Below are 17306 nucleotides of genomic sequence, written 5' to 3'. Positions count from 1 at the left end.
TGGTCATCCGGATCCTGGCCCTGACCTGCGTGATCTGGCACAACGACAGGACCGGTCAGACGGTCAAACGGTCACTGATCGCATACGACCACTGACCCAGCCGGAGGGCTTGGAATCAATCATCTAGTGGTCAACGGTGGGAAAGCCGGCGGGCGACGGCGTCGCCGAGGGTCTGCGCGAGCTGCACCACGACGACCAGGACGACCACGGTGACGACCATGAGCGTGGTCTCGAACCGCTGGTATCCGTAGCGGACGGCGAGGTCGCCGAGGCCACCGCCGCCGATAACTCCGGCCATCGCGGAGTAGGAGATGAGGGTGACCACGGTGACGGTCAGCCCGGCGACCAGGCCGGGCAGCGCCTCGGGCAGCAGGACCCGCGTCACGATCGTCACCCGGCCCGCCCCCATCGCCTCGGCCGCCTGCACGACGTCGCGGCCCACCTCGCGCAGCGCCGTCTCGACCAGCCGGGCGAAGAAGGGCGCCGCGCCGATCGTGAGCGGGACCACCGCGGCGGTGGTCCCGATCGTCGTGCCGGTGAGCACGCGCGTCAGCGGGATGACCGCGATCATGAGGACGATGAACGGCAGCGACCGCCCGACGTTGACGACCAGGCCGAGCACGCGCCGCACGGCGGGGGCGGGGAACAGCCCGCCGCGGTCCGTCCCGGCGAGGCAGACGCCGAGCGGGAGCCCGAACAGCACGGTGAACAGCGTGGACCAGCCCACCATCACGGCGGTCTGCCCGGTGGCCTCCCACAGCAGGGGGCTCATCTCCGACCAGGTCACGCGGCCTCCTCCACCAGCAGGCCACGCTCACGCAGGCCGGCGAGAGCGGCCGCCGCACCGGCTCCGGTGATCCGCAGCCGCAGCCGGCCCGCCGGAGCCCCCGCCACCTGCTCGACCGCGCCGCCCACGACGGCGACGTCCACGTCGTACGTGCGCGCGAGACGCGACAGCAGGTTCTCGTCCGCGGCGAGGGCGACCGTCACGGTGCCGGGCTCGGCGGGCGGCAGCGGGAACAGCTCGGCCGCCAGCCGCGATCCGGGGGTGGCGAGCAGGCCGGGCAGGGAGCCCGCCTCCGCGATCCGCCCGTCACTCATGATCGCCGCGGAGTCGCAGACGGCCTTGATGACGTCCATCTCATGGGTGATGAGCAGGATCGTCAGCCCCAGCTCCCGGTTGAGCCGCCGGAGCAGGGCCAGGATCGACTGGGTCGTGGCGGGGTCGAGCGCGGAGGTGGCCTCGTCCGACAGCAGCACGGACGGCTCGGCCGCGAGCGCCCGTGCGATGCCGACCCGCTGCTTCTGCCCGCCGGACAGCTGCGCGGGATAGGCCCCCGCCCGGTCCGCCAGGCCCACGAGGTCGAGCAGCTCCGCGACCCGCCGGGCCCGGGCGGCCCGGCCGACGCCCATGACCTCCAGCGGGAAGGCCACGTTGCCCGCCACCGTGCGCGACGACAGCAGCGCGAAGTGCTGGTGGATCATGCCGATGCGCTGCCGGGCGCGGCGCAGATCGGCCGCGCCGAGGGTGGTCAGCTCGCGTCCGTCGACGGTCACCACGCCCACGTCGGGGCGTTCGAGCAGGTTGACGCAGCGCAGCAGGGTGCTCTTGCCGGCGCCGCTGCGTCCGAGCACGCCGAAGACCTTTCCCCTGCCGACGTGCAGGTCGACGCCGTCGAGCGCGACGACGTCGCCGTAGGCCTTGCGCAGGCCGGTAACCGTGATCACTTGCTGTCTCCGGAGAACGCGTACGGCTGCTGCGTGCCGGTCGGAACGGGCGGGCGCGCGATCCGGAGCGTGACCGGATCGGACGGCGAGGAGAGCGTCATCGGGTGTACGCCTTCGCGGGAGGGGCGGGAGGACCAGGGGCTCAGCCCGTGGGACACTCGCGTCGAGGCGGGTTCATCAGGTTCGGTACGCTCACGACCAGCTGAAACCACCCGTGAGCCTTCCGGTATTCCAGACCTGGAATGTGCCCTTTGTCACACGACAAGGCCCGCGTCCCGGGACGGGACGCGGGCCTCACGTGGGCGACCGCCGTGCGCAGGAGCCTCCGGGCGGTGCCGCCGCTCACCGGCAGCGCTCCGGGCGCCCGATGCCGATGCCGGCCCTGCGACCGCCTGGCGGCGATCAGCCGGCGGTCAGGCGACGGCCTGCCGCGTGACCGTGGCGGGGGTCAGGGCCAGGTCGAGGACCTCGCGGACGTCGCTCACCGCGTGGACGGTGAGGTCGGCCAGCACCTCGGCCGGCACGTCGTCCAGGTCGGGCTCGTTGCGCGCGGGGATGAGCACGGTGGTGATCCCGGCCCGGTGGGCGGCGAGCAGCTTCTGCTTGACCCCGCCGATCGGCAGCACCCTGCCGGTGAGGGACACCTCGCCGGTCATCGCCACGTCACCGCGGACCGGGCGGCCCGAGAGCAGGGAGGCCAGGGCCGTGGTCATCGTGACACCCGCCGACGGGCCGTCCTTCGGCACCGCGCCCGCGGGCACGTGGATGTGCACCGACCGGTCCCTGAGCGACCCGACCGGCAGCTCCAGCTCCGCGCCGCGCGACCGCAGGAAGGACAGCGCGATCTGCGCCGACTCCTTCATCACGTCACCGAGCTGCCCGGTGAGCGTGACGCCGGTCGCCCCGGTCTCGGGGTCGGCCAGCGACGCCTCGACGTAGAGGACGTCGCCGCCCGCGCCGGTCACCGCGAGGCCCGTGGCCACGCCCGGCACCGCCGTACGCTGGCGGGCCTCCGGCAGGGACGACTCGGGCACGTGCCGCGGCCGGCCCAGGTGGGCGACCAGGTCATCGGGGGCGACCGTCACCGGCAGCTCCGTCTCGCCGAGGGCGACCTTCGCCGTCACCCGGCGCAGGACGCGGGCGATCGACCGCTCCAGTGACCGGACGCCGGCCTCGCGGGTGTACTCGCCCGCCAGGCGGCGCAGCGCCGCCTCCTCCACCGTCACGTCGGCGGTGGTGAGGCCCGCCTTCTCCAGCTGGCGCGGCAGCAGGTGGTCGCGGGCGATGGCGACCTTCTCGTCCTCGGTGTAGCCGTCCAGCGTGACGAGCTCCATCCGGTCGAGCAGCGGTCCGGGCACCTGCTCCAGGACGTTGGCCGTCGCGAGGAACAGCACGTCGCTGAGGTCGAGCTCGACCTCCAGGTAGTGGTCGCGGAAGGTGTGGTTCTGCGCCGGGTCGAGCACCTCCAGCAGCGCGGCCGTCGGGTCGCCCCGGTAGTCCGCACCGACCTTGTCGATCTCGTCCAGCAGCACGACGGGGTTCATCGAGCCCGCCTCGCGGATCGCCCGGACGATGCGGCCCGGCAGCGCCCCGACGTACGTGCGCCGGTGGCCGCGGATCTCCGCCTCGTCGCGCACGCCGCCCAGGGCGACCCGGACGAACTTCCTGCCCATGGCGCGGGCGACCGACTCGCCGAGGGAGGTCTTGCCGACCCCGGGAGGGCCGGCCAGCGCGAGCACGGCGCCGCTGCGGCGCCCGCCGACCACGCCGAGGCCCTGGTCGGCCCGGCGCTTGCGGACCGCGAGGTACTCCACGATGCGGTCCTTCACGTCGTCGAGGCCGGTGTGGTCGGCGTCGAGCACCGCGCGGGCGCCCGCGATGTCGTAGGAGTCGGTCGTGTGGACGTTCCACGGAACGTCCAGCACCGTGTCGAGCCAGGTGCGGATCCAGCCGGTCTCGGGCGACTGGTCGGAGGTGCGCTCCAGCTTGGCGACCTCCTTGAGCGCCGCCTCCCGGACCTTCTCGGGCAGGTCGGCGGCCTCGATGCGGGCCCGGTAGTCCTCCTCCTCGTCGGAGGGGTCGCCGCTCAGCTCGCCCAGCTCCTTGCGTACGGCGGCGAGCTGCTGGCGCAGCAGGAACTCGCGCTGCTGCTTCTCCATGCCCTCCTGGACGTCCTTGCGGATGGTCTCCGCGACGTCCATCTCGGCGAGGTGGTCGCGGGCCCACCCGACGAGCTTGTCGAGACGCTCCGCGGGGTCGGCGATCTCCAGCAGCAGCAGCTTCTGCTGGATGGTCAGCCAGGGGGCGTACCCCGAGCTGTCGGCGAGGACGGCAGGGTCGGTGATCTGGTTGACGGCGTCGACGACCTGCCACGCGCCCCGCTTCTGCAGGATCGTGGTGGTCAGAGCCTTGTACTCCTTGGCCAGTTCACCGGCCCTCGGCCCGGCGGCGACCGGTTCCAGCACCGTCGCCTCGACCCACAGCGCCGCGCCGGGGCCGGTGGTGCCGGTGCCGACGCGCATGCGGTGCACGCCGCGCACGACGGCCGCGGGCTCGCCGCCCGGCAGCCGTCCGACCTGTTCCACGACGGCGCTCACCCCCACCGGGCCGTAGCGGCCGTCGACGCGGGGCACCAGCAGGACCGTGCTCTCTCCACCGGCCCGGGCGGCGTCGATGGCCGCGCGGACCTCGGAGGCCGACAGGTCAAGGGGAACGACCATGCCGGGCAGGACGACCTCGTCGTCGAGCGGGAGGACGGGAAGGACCTGGGACATCAGCACTCCAATGGGGTTGAGTTATGCCGACTCAACTAACAGGAGCCCGTCCCTGTTCCCTGTTCTGCGTCAGTTCGCTGTGAGCGATCGTAATCGTGTAATCGCTGCATGATCCCCCGATTCCGCGACGCGTCCACACCTTCGGATGGCGCATGATGGCGTGCATGGAATCCGGGCATATCCGACTCCGCTCGGCGACGGGCCGGTGGGTGCTGCTCACCACGGTCCTCGGGTCGTCCCTGGCGACCCTCGACGGCACCGTGGTCAACGTGGCCCTCCCCGCCCTCGGGCGCGACCTCGACGCCGGGATGTCCGGCCTGCAGTGGACCGTGAACGGCTACACGCTCACGATGGCCGCGCTGATCCTGCTGGGCGGGTCGCTGGGCGACCGGCTCGGCCGGCGCAAGATCTTCGTCGTCGGGGTGGTGTGGTTCGCCGTGGCCTCCGCCCTCTGCGGGATCGCGCCGAACGCCCCCGTGCTCGTGCTCGCCCGCGCGCTCCAGGGCATCGGGGCGGCCCTGCTGATCCCCGGCAGCCTCGCGATCATCCAGGCGAGCTACGCGCCGGACGACCGGCCCCGCGCCGTCGGCGCCTGGTCGGGGCTGGGCGGCGTGGCCGCCGCCGTCGGGCCGCTGCTCGGCGGGTGGCTCGTCGAGGCGGCCGGCTGGCGGTGGGTGTTCCTGCTCAACCTGCCGCTCGCGGCCGTCGTGGTCGGCGTCGCCGCCCGGCACGTGCCCGAGACCAGGGACGCCGGGCCGCACGGCCGCTTCGACGTGCTCGGGACCGTCCTCGCCGCCCCCGCGCTGGCCGGCCTGACGTACGGCCTGATCCTGGCGGGTGACGGGCTGGTGCCGCTGGCCGCCGGAATCGCCTTGTCCGTCTGTTTCGTGGTGGTGGAGATCCGGCGCTCTCCCCGATCGCTCGTCCCCGTGGGGGTGTTCGCCTCGCGGGAGTTCACCGCCGTCAACGTCGTCACGCTGGTCATGTACGCGGCGATGGGGCTGGTGTTCTTCCTCCTGGTCGTCCAGCTCCAGGTGTCGGCCGGGATGTCACCCATCGCCGCCGGGTCGGCGATGCTCCCGGTCACCATCCTCATGCTGCTGCTGTCGTCCCGGGCCGGCGACCTGGCGGGGAGGATCGGCCCGCGCCTGCCCATGACGGGAGGGATCCTGCTGTGCGCGGCCGGGCTGCTGCTCATGAGCCGCATCGGCCCCGGCGCGTCCTACCTGGCCGACGTGCTGCCCGCGGCGTGCGTCTTCGGGCTCGGCCTGTCCACCGCCGTCGCTCCCCTCACCGCGACGGTGCTCGCCACGGCGGAGGAGCGGTACGCGGGGGTCGCGAGCGGGGTCAACAACGCCCTGGCCAGAACGGGCGGGCTGCTGGCCGTCGCCGCCGTGCCGCCGCTCGTGGGGCTGACGGGCGACGCCTACGAGTCGCCCGCCGCGTTCACCCGGGGGTTCCACACGTCGATGCTGGTCTGCGCGGTCATGATGGCCGTCGCGGCGGTCGTCGCCTTCGTCACGATCAGGACGAACGTCCTCGCCGCCCGGACGGCCGGGCCGCCCGCGCCCGAACCCGCCGGCGAGGCTCGGCCGCTCGGCTCCCGCCCTCCGGCGAGTTCGGGCACCTGACCCGGGGGTTCACGCACCCCCCGCGCCCCGTACGCGGGGTGGCCGGACACGGTCGTGGAGCGGCCGCGCTCAGCCGAGAAGCGTCTTCAGGTCCTCGCGCAGCGCGGCGGCGTCGCGGAAGTGGACGGCGGCGAGCCCCGCCCCCTCGGCCGCGGCGACGTTCTCCAGCCGGTCGTCCACGAAGACGAGGTCGCCGGGGGCGACCCCGAGCCAGGCCACCGTCTCGTGGAAGATCTCCGCCTCCGGCTTCACCAGACCCATCCGGCCGCTGTAGAAACGCGGGCCGATCGGCCGCATGAACGGCAGCACGTCGATGCCCTCGGCGACGCAGACCGGCATGTTGGACAGCAGCGCCATCGGCACCCCGACCTTGGCCAGCTCGTCGACGATCGCCACCGTCTCCTCGTTGGGCCGCGACCAGCTCGCCACGTCGAGGGCGACGACCTCGTCCAGGCCGGCGCCGTCCATCGGCCTGCCGTACACGTGGGACCAGTACGCGGCCGGGTCGAGCGAACCCCGGTCGAAGTCGAGCCGCACCTCCCAGTAGCGGTCTTCGAACCCGGGCTCGGCCCCTGGGACGTACGAGGCCAGGCGGGCGACGTCCTCGGGGGCCTGGGGGAGGGAGACGACGTTGCCGTAGTCGAAAAGCACAGTCTTCATGGTCGTACGATCATAACGCGTGTGCGCGACTCAGGTCACGAAGGGCTTCAGGTACTCGTTGGCGCCTCCGCAGCGCAGGTAGTTGCGCACGGTGTGGAAGTCCAGCCAGTCGATGTCGCAGGAGACGTCCCGCTCGACCCCGTCGAAGCACGACGCCAGCGCGGCCGGGATCGCGGCGATGTCGTCCTTGTCGGCGATGTTGATCCAGCGGCGCACGCCCGGCGGGCGCGCTCCCCGGCCCCGGACCGGCACGGGGGCGAGCCGGTCGAACACGACGCGGCGCATGCCGAGCGGGCTGCCCAGCGTGACCAGCAGGTCGACGGACAGGTCGGGATGGGCCCACAGCGCCTCGTACGTGACCACGCTGCCGAGGGAGTGCGCGACGACCGCCCGGGGCCGGCGCCGGCGGATGACGTCGGCCACCGTGTCGCGGGCCCGTACGCGCGGGGCGCCGCCGCCGAGGTAGGTGGCCACCTCCGGGCAGAAGTCCTGCGCGAAGCGCACCGCCGCGGGGCCCAGCCTCGCCAGCAGCCACTCGGCCAGCAGGTGCGCGACGCCGGTCAGCGACTCCCCCGCCGCGTCCCGGAACGGGCCGCCGAGCTGGGCGGCCCAGTCGGCGAAGACCAGCTTCGAGGGCGTGCCCATCTGCCGGACCGGCCGGGGCGGGCCGCTGTGGAGATGGTGGGCGTAGTAGGCGATCTCGGTGAAGTAGTCGCCGGCGCCGCCCGCCCAGCCGCCCAGTCCCTGGTGCAGGTAGGCGTTCCACTTGGCCCGCACGGCCGCGGCGGCACCGTCCGCCGATCCGCCGGCGTCCTCGTAGTAGTGGTACTTGCCTATGCCGTGCACGCCGACGATCGAGGTCATGCTCCCGCCCCACAATGTCGCCCGGTTTCCGGAGGTCCCGGTTTTCCGGACGTCACTGTGCACGAGGCGCTGGACCGTGACAACCACAAGCCGCGTTTACGGTGATAAATGACGCGCGCCAGTGGTATCTACGTGGATAAGTTGTTCGTCCGGTCCGTTAATCCCCCTGTTCGCCCCGCCCGTCCGACCGAAGAGGAATCGCCATGACAGGCCCGTTGCACGTCCGCGGCTCGATCGTCGTGCCCGAGGCCGAGCTGACCTGGCGTTTCTCCCGCTCGTCCGGCCCGGGCGGCCAGGGCGTCAACACCACCGACAGCCGGGTCGAGCTGGGCTTCGACGTCGCGCGCACGACCGCCCTCGGCCCGGCGCTTCGGGCGCGCGCGCTCGAACGGCTCGCCCCCCGGCTGGTCGACGGTGTGATCACGGTGACGGCCTCGGAGCACCGGTCGCAGTTGCGCAACCGCGAGGCGGCGCGGGAACGGCTGGCCGCGCTGCTCCGCGACGCGATCGCGCCGCCGCCCAAGCGGCGCCGTTCCACCAAGCCCTCCAGGGGCGCGGTCGAGCGCCGCCTGGCGGCCAAGAAACAGCGCTCCGACCTCAAGCGCCTGCGCCGTACGGCGGACTGAGCCGACCGGCGGGCACCCGGCCGGGGCCACGCCACCGGCCGCGCCTCTACCGGTGCCCTCGGGGCGTCTCCGCGGTACGGGCGAGGTGGGCGGCGATGGCCTCCTCCCAGGAGCGCAGGAACGCGGGGTAGCCGTCCGCGAACCCGGCCAGTTCGGCCTCGGCCGCGACGGTGAGCGGAGTGAGGTCGTAGGTGACCGTCACGTCGCTGTGCCCGCTCCCGTCCGGCGCGAGCACGACGCCGACCGTCCCGGCGTGGACTCCCTCGCGCACCCGGGCGTAGGAGACCGACGAGCCGGGCTCGTGGGGGTCATGGGCGCGGTGCAGGACGATCCAGGTGGTGGCCGCGCCGTCCGCGCCGGTCTGGAAGACCGTTCCCGGCGCCGTGTCGTCCGCGACCCCCTCGGGGAAGCGCGGCTCCCAGCCCTCGACCCACTCCCGTTCGCCGTACGGCGTGAAGAGCCGGAACGCCTCGGCCGGCGGGAGCGCGACCCGCAGGCCGCCGGTGAGGCGGCGGCGCCGCGGCGCGGCGCTCACCTCTCCTCCAGCAGGTGGGCGTCGGCGGCCGTGAGCGTCAGGCCGTAGACCTCTCTGAGCTGCTCGATCTTGGTGAGGGTCTCCGGCCCGAACGGCGGCCTGCCCTCGAAGGCGTGCAGGACGATCCCCTCCACGAGGTCACCGAGGGAGATGTCCAGGTATTCGGCCAGGCCCTTGAGCACCTTCAGCGTGTTGCGCTCGATGCGGAGGCCGGTCTGGGCCCGCTCTACTGTTACCATGGTACCAAGTTACCACCGTACATCGGATCAGATCAGACCCTCCGGTCCTCCATCTCCCAGATGTGGTCGATCACGTGCCAGACGATCCGGCGGGCGGCGTAGCGGGCCGGCCATCCGCCCTCGGCGAGCGGCCCGCCGTCCGACGGCCGCGACAGGACGCGGGCGATGTCGTCGCGCATGGCGGTCAGGCCGGCCGCGTCCTTGAACGGCTTGTGCCGTACGCCGATCTTCCTGGCATAGGACCGCTCGGCCTCGCGGACGTGGGCCACCATCTTGTCCCGGTCCCTGCCGCCGCCCCTCGGGCCCTTGCGCAGTTCCTCCGGGGACGCCGCGGCCACCTCGGCGAGGACCTCCCACGCCGCCCGGGCGAGGGCGACCGTGCGGGCGGCCTCCGGCGCGTCCACCGGCTCCCGGTCGAGGCCGGGGATCGCGGAGATCGCGCCGAAGTCCGTGGTCCTGTCGCCCTTGACCCGCTCGACGACCTCCGGGTCCCCCGGCGCGAACTCCAGCCCGGCCCGCTCGGCGATCACGCGGTAGCGCGGCGCGTAGTCCGCGAGGGTCCCGATCGCGGCCTCCTCGGTCCTGCCGATGCGGCACCAGCCCGGCCAGTCGGCCGAGCAGGCGAAGACCCTCTTGGGCCCGATCTCCAGATAGACACGGTGGTTCATGGGGCCAGCATGGCAGCCATACCTGCCGCCCCCTGTCAGGTTCTCCCGGCCGGCTCAGACGAGGTCGATGAGGTCGGCCACGGAGTTGACCACCTGGGTCGGCCGGAACGGGTACCGGTCGATCTGGTCCTTCTGCGTGACGCCGGTGAGCACCAGGATCGTGTTCAGGCCCGCCTCGATGCCGCAGACCACGTCGGTGTCCATGCGGTCGCCGATCATGGCGGTGCTCTCGCTGTGCGCGTCGATCTGGTTGAGCGCGCTGCGCATCATCATCGGGTTCGGCTTGCCGACGAAGTACGGCTCGACCCCGGTCGCCTTGGTGATCATCGCCGCGACCGCGCCGCAGGCCGGGAGCGAGCCCTCGTTGGAGGGGCCGATGGGGTCGGGGTTGGTCGCGATGAACCGGGCGCCGTTGTCGATCAGCCGGATCGCCCGGGTTATCGACGTGAAGCTGTAGGTCCGGGTCTCGCCCAGCACCACGTAGTCGGGGTCGAGGTCGGTCAGCACGTAGCCGACCTCGTGCAGGGCCGTGGTCAGCCCCGCCTCGCCGATGACGTACGCCGAGCCCTCGGGCCGCTGGTCGGCCAGGAACTTGGCGGTGGCCAGCGCGGAGGTCCAGATCGACTCGGCGGGCACGTCCAGCCCCGCCGCGCGCAGCCGTACGGACAGGTCGCGGGCGGTGTAGATCGAGTTGTTGGTGAGGACGAGGAACCTCTTCCCCGACTCCTTCAGCCGCCTGATGAACTCGTCGGCCCCCGGCACCGGCTGGCCCTCGTGGACCAGCACGCCATCCATATCAGACAACCACGACTCAATGGGCTTTCGCTCGCTCATGCGTCCAAGCATGGCAGGTGGCGGGGCATCGAAGCACATTTCACCAGACAGCCGGAAATATCCGGATGCGACCTCAGGTTGGGCCGAACATGAGCGAGCGAAACAGGCAGGACGGCACACACGGCCTGACCGGCCCACGCGGTCCCGAAGTGCGAGGCGAGGGAGTGGCATGAGCGGCGAGGACGAGATCCGCGGCGTGCCGCGCGGGACGGCCGGAGTGCCGCTGTCGATCCTGGAGCTCGCGACCGTCGGCGAGGGCCAGACGGCCACCGAGTCGCTGCGCGACGCCACCGAGCTGGCCCGGCGGGCCGAGGAGTGGGGTTATCACCGCATCTGGGTCGCCGAGCACCACGGCATGCCCGGGGTGGCGAGCTCCTCCCCGGCCGTGCTCATCGCGCATCTCGCGGCGGCCACCCGGACGATCCGGATCGGGTCGGGCGGCGTGATGCTGCCCAACCACGCCCCGCTGGTGATCGCCGAGCAGTTCGGCACGCTGCACGCGCTGCACCCCGGCCGCATCGACCTCGGCCTCGGCCGCGCCCCGGGCACCGACATGGCGACGGCGAACGCCCTGCGCCGCTCCGCCGAGGTGGACCCCGACGACTTCCCCCGGCAGGTGGCCGAGCTGACCGGATTCCTCGACGGCTCGTTCCCGCCCGGCCACCAGTACGAGAGGATCCGGGCCGTGCCGGGCGGCCCCGACTCGGCGGACACGGGCCGGCCGCCGATCTGGCTGCTCGGCTCCAGCGGGTTCAGCGCCAGGCTGGCCGGGCTGCTGGGGCTGCCGTTCGCCTTCGCCCACCACTTCAGCGCGGCCAACACCGAGCCCGCGCTCGACCTCTACCGTTCCTCCTTCCGCCCCTCCGAGGTGCTCGACCGCCCGTACGCGCTGATCGGGGTGGCGGCGGTCGCCGCCGACACCGAGGAGGAGGCGCTGCGCCAGGTCATGCCGGGCGCGCTGTCGTGGCTGCGGATGCGCCACGGCCGGCCCGGCCGGATGCCGACCCCCGAGGAGGCGCTGGCCTATCCGTACACCCCGATCGAGCGGGAGTTCGTCCGCGACCGGCTGTCGACCGTCGTGCACGGCGACGCCGAGACCGTGCGGGCCGGGCTGGAGGAGCTGCGCAAGCGCACCGGGGCCGACGAGCTCATGATCACCACGATGGTCCACGGCGCCCCGGCCCGGCTGCGCTCCCACGAACTCGTCGCCCGCGCGTACGGCATGGTCTAGCGCCCGGCCGCCGCGCGGACCGGGCGGTGGTGCGCGACCCGGCCGCCCGGGTCCACGCCCACGGCGGCGCCCGCTACGGGGCGAGGGCGTCGAGGGCCTCCTCCGCGCGGCGCAGTGACTCTCCGGGGTCGGCCTCGGGGTCACCGATCTCGGGGTCGAAGTTGAGGTCGTGGAACACCTCGGTCACGCCCCTGGCCGCGAGCTCCTCCACGTCCCGCCGGATCTTGTCGTACGACCCGGTCAGCGGGCCCTCGTCCGCCGGGCGGACGCGGGTGACGCCGCGCACGACGAACCGCAGCGCGTCCGGGTCGCGTCCGGCCCCCCGGGCCGCCTCCTTGACGATGGCGATCTGCTGGTCGATGGTGCCGAGGTCGGCGCGGCTGGAGCTGATCCACCCGTCCGCGATCCGCCCGGCGCGCTCCAGCGCGACCCGCGCGGTGCCGCCCAGCAGGACGGGCGGCGGCGTGGCGGGCCGGGGGTCCTGGTGGGAGCGCGGCACCTCGTAGAACTCGCCCCTGTGCTCGACGACGTCCTCGGTCCACAGCCGCCGCAGCAGGCCGACGTACTCCTCCGCGCGCCTGCCCCGCCGCTCCATCGGCACGCCGGACGCGGTGAACTCCTCCGGCAGCCAGCCCAGCCCGAGGCCCACGTCGAGCCTGCCGCCGGACACCTGCTGCAGGGTCGCGAGCTGCTTGGCCAGCAGCACCGGGCTGACGAACGGCAGGTTGAGCACGGCCACGCCGAGCCGCACCCGCTCGGTGATCCCCGCCAGGTACGCGAGCGCGACGACCGGGTCCTGCACACTGCGGTAGACGGGCCCCATCGCGTGGCCCTCCGGGTAGAGCAGCCGCTGGAACGCCCACACCCCGTGGTAGCCGAGCTCGTCGGCGCGGCGCGCGATCCGCCTCATGTTCTCCGGCGTCGCCCACGAGCCCGACACCGGCACGGCAAATCCAATCCTCATACCCGCACACTAGGGTGTCCGCCGTGGACGATCATCGCTTACAGGCCGGCGAGCTGGCCCGGCTGGCGGGGCGCGACGGGCCGGTGACGGTGCTCAAGCGGACCACGGTTCTCAAGCGGACCAAGGTGCTCGTGGTCCGGGCCGGCGACGTGGTCGTCAAGGCGCATCCGCCCGGCACCGACGAGAGGGCCCTGCGCGCCCGGCTCGACGCGGCCCGCGCCCTCGACGGCATCATGCTCGCCCCGCTCGGCCTCGAACGGCTGGACGGCCGCCTGGTGACGATCTGGCCCGCCGGCGAGCCGCTGACCATGGACGACGTGGAGGCGGGGACGACGCCGTGGGAGGAGGGCGGCCGGCTGCTCGCGCTGCTGCACGCCCGGCCGGTCCCCGCGGGCCTGCCGCCCGCCGGGGGCCCGTCGCGGCTGCCGCGGGCCATGGCCGACCTGGCGTCGGCCGGCGTTCCCGCTCCCGTCGCCGCCCCGATCCTGGAGGCGTACGCGACGCTGCCGCCGGCCCGGGAGGGCGGCGCGCTGACCCACGGCGACTGGCACCTCGGCCAGATCGTCCGCCACGGCGGCGGCTGGCTGCTGATCGACCCCGACGACCTCGGACCGGGCGACCCGGCCTGGGACCTGGCCCGCCCCGCCGCCTGGTTCGCCGCCGGGCTGCTCGCCCCGGACGACTGGGAGCGGCTGCTCACGGCCTACCTCGCGGCGGGCGGGACCGCGGTGTCCGCGGACGACCCGTGGCGGGAACTCGACGCGCCGGCCCGGGCGTTGACCGTTCAGCTGGCCGCGACGGCGGTGGCCGCGGGGGCGAGAGCCGGGGAACCACCCGACGACGCCGCCGAGGCCCTGGTGTCCGCCTGCGAAAGGATCGTCGCGGCCGCCCGTGCCGGGACCTGAATGAGGGAGAGTTCGTACATGCAGTGCCCCAAGTGCCGTGGCCGGATGCGGACGTTCGACCGCAACGGGGTCCACATCGAGCAGTGTGACAACTGCCGCGGCGTCTTCCTGGACTACGGCGAGCTGGAGACGCTGACGCGCATGGAGGCCCAGTGGGCCCAGCAGACCTACGCTCCCCCGCCGCCGGCGCACGGAGGCCCCGCCTGGGGCGGCCACCACGGTGGCCACCACGGCCACCACGGCCACCGCCGTGACAGCTGGGTCGGCATGCTGTTCTCCAGCTGAGCACCGCCCCCGTCGCGAACGAGGCCGCGGCCCGGTCACCCGGGCCGCGGCCTCGTTCGCGTCCTCCGTACGGTCACATGGGGAAGGCGTCGGGGTCGACGTCGCTCGTGCTGGCGTTCCCGCCGAACACGGTGTTGAGGGTGAGGGTCCAGTTGTCCCAGCTCACCCGGCCCGCCGAGTAGACGGTGCGGAACCGCAGCGGATCGTCGAACTTGGAGAAGCCGCAGTCCCTGGTGAACGCGCGGGCGCTCCTGTCGTAGTCGGCCCCGGTCGTGAAGTAGACGCGGTAGGTCCCGTCCCGGACGTTCGCGAGCTTCGCGTTCGCCCCCTTGCGCACATAGAAGCTGACGGCCCTCCGCCCTCCGCGTACGAGGGTGACGACGCCGTCGTGCGATCCGCCGTTCTTCACGGTCAGTGCGCCCCGGCCGCCGCGGATCGCCGACAGCAGCACCGTGCCGTTGCCGAGGCGGCGGGTGTGCCGGGCGGGCGGCTTGAGCGCGACCACCGGGTAGTCCCCGGCCTTCGCCAGGTCGTCCGCGGACGCCCGGAAGGTCGTGAAGTCGCCCGACGCCCCCAGCTTGGCCAGCACGGCCGTGCCGTTGCACAGGGCGTGCGACGACACGTCCTGGTCCAGTGCGCCGAGCCTGCCGTTGAGAGCGCGCAGCGCCGCCACGTAGTCGGTGTGCTCGGGGGCGACGTCCTGGGGAGGCCGCAGGGCCCCGAGCCGCGCAACCGCGGACTCCAGGGCGCTCTCCGCCCGCCCGATGCGCTGGTGGAGGGACTTGAAGGTCCGCGCCTTGGCGATGGCGGCGAGGGTCGTGCCCGCGGGGCGGGCGGCGGCGAGCGCGCTCCGGTAGGCCTCCGGGGTCATCGCCGCCGGTTCCGTGGAGGAGGCGGCCGACGGCCCCGCCGTCCCGCCGGAGGCGTTCCCGCCCGTTGCGCCGGGCCGCGCTGTGCAGGCGGCGAGCGCGCAGGTCGCGGCCAGCACGACGACGACGCCGGGAACGGGGCGTGTGAGGGTCCGGGGGAAGATCACCCGAGACACTGTCGGCCTGTCGGCGGACCCTGTCAACACGATTCAGGGCATAGGTCGCCAACCGAGACCTCCGACGCCCATCCGGCGGGGTGAGAGAGCTGACGGACGACGGTGCGGCACGGCCGCGCCCGCCCACCCCAGCGGTCCCTTGAGGTGACAAAGGCCCTACCCGGTTACTCACGTCCGGGCTCTTGTCGCTAAGGTGAACCTGACCTAACTTAGGTAAGGCTTACCGACTATCCGGAGGGCGATGTGTTCGCGAGCTACCTCATCGGCCTTCGCGAGGGCCTGGAGGCGACCCTGGTCGTCTCCATCCTGGTGGCCTTCCTCGTGAAGAGCGGCAAGGGCGACCGCCTGCCGCTGGTCTGGGCCGGTGTCGGAGCCGCCGTGGCGCTCTCCGTGGCGTTCGGGGCGTTGCTGACCTTCACCGCGGCCAACCTCGGCTCGCGGCAGCACGAGATGTTCGACGCCTTCGCCTCGCTGGCCGCGACCGTCTTCGTCACCTTCATGATCTTCTGGATGCGTACGGCGGCCCGCCGGATGTCGGGCGACCTGCGCGAGAAGCTCGGCGACGCCCTGCGGCTCGGTTCCGCGGCCGTGGTCGTGGTGGCCTTCCTGTCGGTCGCCCGCGAGGGGCTGGAGACCGCCCTGCTGTGGTTCGCCGCCGTCCAGGGCGCGACCACCAGCGCGAGCCCGCTCACCGGCATCACGCTCGGCCTGCTCACCTCCGTCGCGCTGGGCTACGGGCTGTACCGCAGCGCGGTGCGGATCAACCTCACCAAGTTCTTCACCTGGACCGGTCTGCTGCTGATCCTGGTCGCCGCCGGGATCTTCAAGTACGGCGTGCACGACCTGCAGGAGGCGGGCCTGCTGCCCGGTCTGAGCACGTACGCCTTCGACATCAGCGGCCTGCTCGACCCCGGCGCCTGGTACTCGACGCTGCTGAGCGGCATGTTCAACATCACCGCGCAGCCGAGCGTGCTGGAGACCGTCGCCTGGGTCGCCTACGCCGTGCCCGTCCTCGTCCTGTTCCTGCGGCGGCCCTCGGCGAAGGCGCCCGCCGGCACCGCCCCCCAGTCTCAGCAGCCCCAGTCTCCCCAGCCCGCTTCGTGACCGGAGTCGACCCGATGCGCACCCCCACTGTCCTGGCCGTGGCGACCATGGCCCTGGCAGGCCTCACCGCCTGCTCGTCCACCGGCTCCGGCGCCGGTGCCGGCACCGAGGCGACCGCGGCCGGCTCCGGCGCGATCGCCGTGGCCGCCACCGACACCGAGTGCAAGGTGGCGAAGTCCGACCTCGCGGCCGGCACCTCGACCTTCGCCATCACCAACAGCGGCACGAAGGTCACCGAGTTCTACGTGTACGCGCCGGGCGACCGGGTGATGGGCGAGGTGGAGAACATCGTGCCCGGGCTGACCCGCGAGGTCGTGATGGAGCTCCCCGCCGGCATGTACGAGACCGCGTGCAAGCCCGGGATGACCGGCAAGGGCATCCGCGGCCCGCTCAAGGTCAGCGGCGAGCACAAGCCGCTGAGCGGCGACGCCGGGCTCGCCGAGGCCGTGGCCAGCTACAAGCGCTACATCAAGAGCCAGTCCGACACGCTGCTCGACAAGACCAAGGAGTTCACCGAGGCGGTCAAGGCCGGCGACGTGGCCGGGGCCAAGGAGCTCTACCCGGTCGCCCGCACCTACTGGGAGCGGATCGAGCCCGTCGCCGAGGTCTTCGGCGACCTCGACCCGGCCATCGACGCGCGGGAGAACGACGTGCCGGACGGCGAGGAGTGGACCGGCTTCCACCGCATCGAGAAGGACCTGTGGGTCAAGAAGGACGTCGGCGGAGACGGCCCGATCGCCGACAAGCTGATGACCGACGTGAACACGATCGTGACGAAGGCCGCGACGGTCGACCTCTCCCCCGTGCAGCTCGCCAACGGCGCCAAGGGGCTGCTGGACGAGGTGGCCACCGGCAAGATCACCGGCGAGGAGGACCGCTACTCGCACACCGACCTGTGGGACTTCGACGCCAACCTGCAGGGCTCGAAGGCGGCCGTACAGGCGCTGCGCCCGGTCCTGGAGGAGCGCGACGCCGATCTGGTCAAGACGCTCGACGCGAAGTTCGCCGACGCGGAGGCGGCGCTCGGCCGGCACCGTGACGGCGACGGGTGGAAGCTGCACACCGAGCTGTCCAAGGACGACCTGCGGGCGCTGTCCGACGCGATCAACGCGCTGGCCGAGCCGATCAGCAGGGTCGCGGCGGTGGTGGTCAAGTGAGCCCGGAAGGCGCTCCGGAAGGCATGGCGAGGCGGGGAGGCACTGTGAGGGAGGCA

18 protein-coding genes are annotated in these 17306 nt (G+C 73.0%); 7 read left to right on the top strand and 11 right to left on the bottom strand.

Features of this window, described 5'->3' with window-relative positions; all coding sequences use genetic code 11:
• Positions 1-130 precede the first annotated feature (130 nt).
• The 3 genes from HHX33_RS12200 to lon all read right to left on the bottom strand — a co-directional run bounded on the left by HHX33_RS12200 (position 131) and on the right by lon (position 4502).
• Positions 131-772, bottom strand: a complete 642-nt coding sequence (locus HHX33_RS12200; protein ID WP_138461220.1) for a methionine ABC transporter permease — start codon at positions 770-772, stop codon at positions 131-133.
• Between the two features lie 11 nt (positions 773-783).
• Complete coding sequence (locus HHX33_RS12195; protein ID WP_182874651.1) at positions 784-1728, bottom strand: methionine ABC transporter ATP-binding protein; 945 nt, start codon at positions 1726-1728, stop codon at positions 784-786.
• A 413-nt stretch (positions 1729-2141) separates the two neighbouring features.
• Positions 2142-4502, bottom strand: a complete 2361-nt coding sequence (lon, locus tag HHX33_RS12190; protein WP_182874650.1) for an endopeptidase La — start codon at positions 4500-4502, stop codon at positions 2142-2144.
• Between the two features lie 164 nt (positions 4503-4666).
• Here lon and HHX33_RS12185 point away from each other — a divergent pair, with 164 nt between their 5' ends.
• Positions 4667-6133, top strand: coding sequence for an MFS transporter (locus tag HHX33_RS12185; RefSeq protein ID WP_259402356.1), 1467 nt, complete (start codon positions 4667-4669; stop codon positions 6131-6133).
• 69 nt (positions 6134-6202) lie between these two features.
• On the opposite strand, the gene HHX33_RS12180 is transcribed toward HHX33_RS12185, so the two are convergent.
• Positions 6203-6793 (bottom strand): HAD-IA family hydrolase, encoded by a 591-nt coding sequence (locus HHX33_RS12180; protein ID WP_182874648.1) that lies wholly within the window; start codon positions 6791-6793, stop codon positions 6203-6205.
• Positions 6794-6823: 30 nt separating this feature from the next.
• Positions 6824-7657, bottom strand: coding sequence for a hypothetical protein (locus HHX33_RS12175; RefSeq protein ID WP_182874647.1), 834 nt, complete (start codon positions 7655-7657; stop codon positions 6824-6826).
• Between the two features lie 203 nt (positions 7658-7860).
• Between HHX33_RS12175 and arfB the strand changes: the two genes are divergently transcribed.
• Positions 7861-8283, top strand: a complete 423-nt coding sequence (arfB, locus tag HHX33_RS12170) for an alternative ribosome rescue aminoacyl-tRNA hydrolase ArfB (protein WP_182874646.1) — start codon at positions 7861-7863, stop codon at positions 8281-8283.
• A 46-nt stretch (positions 8284-8329) separates the two neighbouring features.
• Here arfB and HHX33_RS12165 read toward each other — a convergent pair whose 3' ends face one another.
• The 4 genes from HHX33_RS12165 to HHX33_RS12150 are packed head-to-tail and all read right to left on the bottom strand — an operon-like array spanning position 8330 to position 10559.
• Complete coding sequence (locus tag HHX33_RS12165) at positions 8330-8818, bottom strand: SRPBCC family protein (RefSeq protein ID WP_117410505.1); 489 nt, start codon at positions 8816-8818, stop codon at positions 8330-8332.
• Complete coding sequence (locus tag HHX33_RS12160) at positions 8815-9057, bottom strand: hypothetical protein (protein WP_138461077.1); 243 nt, start codon at positions 9055-9057, stop codon at positions 8815-8817. The genes HHX33_RS12165 and HHX33_RS12160 overlap by 4 nt, the downstream gene beginning before the upstream one ends.
• 32 nt (positions 9058-9089) lie before the next feature.
• Entirely contained in the window at positions 9090-9725 is a 636-nt protein-coding gene (locus tag HHX33_RS12155; protein WP_182874645.1) for a hypothetical protein, read from the bottom strand.
• Positions 9726-9779: 54 nt separating this feature from the next.
• Positions 9780-10559 carry an HAD-IIA family hydrolase gene (locus tag HHX33_RS12150; protein WP_182874644.1) on the bottom strand — a complete coding sequence of 260 codons (780 nt, stop codon included), beginning with the start codon at positions 10557-10559 and terminating at the stop codon, positions 9780-9782.
• 169 nt (positions 10560-10728) lie between these two features.
• Between HHX33_RS12150 and HHX33_RS12145 the strand changes: the two genes are divergently transcribed.
• On the top strand, positions 10729-11790 hold the full coding sequence (locus HHX33_RS12145) for an LLM class flavin-dependent oxidoreductase (RefSeq protein WP_182874643.1): 1062 nt from the start codon (positions 10729-10731) through the stop codon (positions 11788-11790).
• Between the two features lie 73 nt (positions 11791-11863).
• On the opposite strand, the gene HHX33_RS12140 is transcribed toward HHX33_RS12145, so the two are convergent.
• Entirely contained in the window at positions 11864-12754 is an 891-nt protein-coding gene (locus HHX33_RS12140; protein WP_182874642.1) for a TIGR03619 family F420-dependent LLM class oxidoreductase, read from the bottom strand.
• Positions 12755-12777: 23 nt separating this feature from the next.
• Between HHX33_RS12140 and HHX33_RS12135 the strand changes: the two genes are divergently transcribed.
• On the top strand, positions 12778-13659 hold the full coding sequence (locus HHX33_RS12135) for a phosphotransferase family protein (RefSeq protein ID WP_310741330.1): 882 nt from the start codon (positions 12778-12780) through the stop codon (positions 13657-13659).
• Complete coding sequence (locus HHX33_RS12130) at positions 13660-13944, top strand: zf-TFIIB domain-containing protein (protein ID WP_396784655.1); 285 nt, start codon at positions 13660-13662, stop codon at positions 13942-13944.
• Positions 13945-14017: 73 nt separating this feature from the next.
• Here the strand turns inward: HHX33_RS12130 and HHX33_RS12125 are convergent, their stop codons facing one another.
• Positions 14018-14980 (bottom strand): hypothetical protein, encoded by a 963-nt coding sequence (locus HHX33_RS12125; protein WP_182874641.1) that lies wholly within the window; start codon positions 14978-14980, stop codon positions 14018-14020.
• Positions 14981-15232: 252 nt separating this feature from the next.
• Here HHX33_RS12125 and efeU point away from each other — a divergent pair, with 252 nt between their 5' ends.
• Both efeU and efeO read left to right on the top strand, forming a co-directional pair.
• The gene (efeU, locus tag HHX33_RS12120) at positions 15233-16093 is read left to right on the top strand and encodes an iron uptake transporter permease EfeU (RefSeq protein ID WP_182874640.1); all 861 of its coding nucleotides are present in this window, start codon (positions 15233-15235) and stop codon (positions 16091-16093) included.
• Between the two features lie 14 nt (positions 16094-16107).
• Positions 16108-17250, top strand: coding sequence for an iron uptake system protein EfeO (gene efeO / locus HHX33_RS12115; protein WP_111701561.1), 1143 nt, complete (start codon positions 16108-16110; stop codon positions 17248-17250).
• Positions 17251-17306: the final 56 nt, after the last annotated feature.

It is taken from the genome of Microbispora sp. H10670, from assembly GCF_014161385.1.
GTDB classification, from domain to species: domain Bacteria; phylum Actinomycetota; class Actinomycetes; order Streptosporangiales; family Streptosporangiaceae; genus Microbispora; species Microbispora triticiradicis.
The sequence above is the reverse complement of the archived record's forward strand: the minus strand, read 5'-3'. Positions and strand labels throughout refer to the sequence as shown.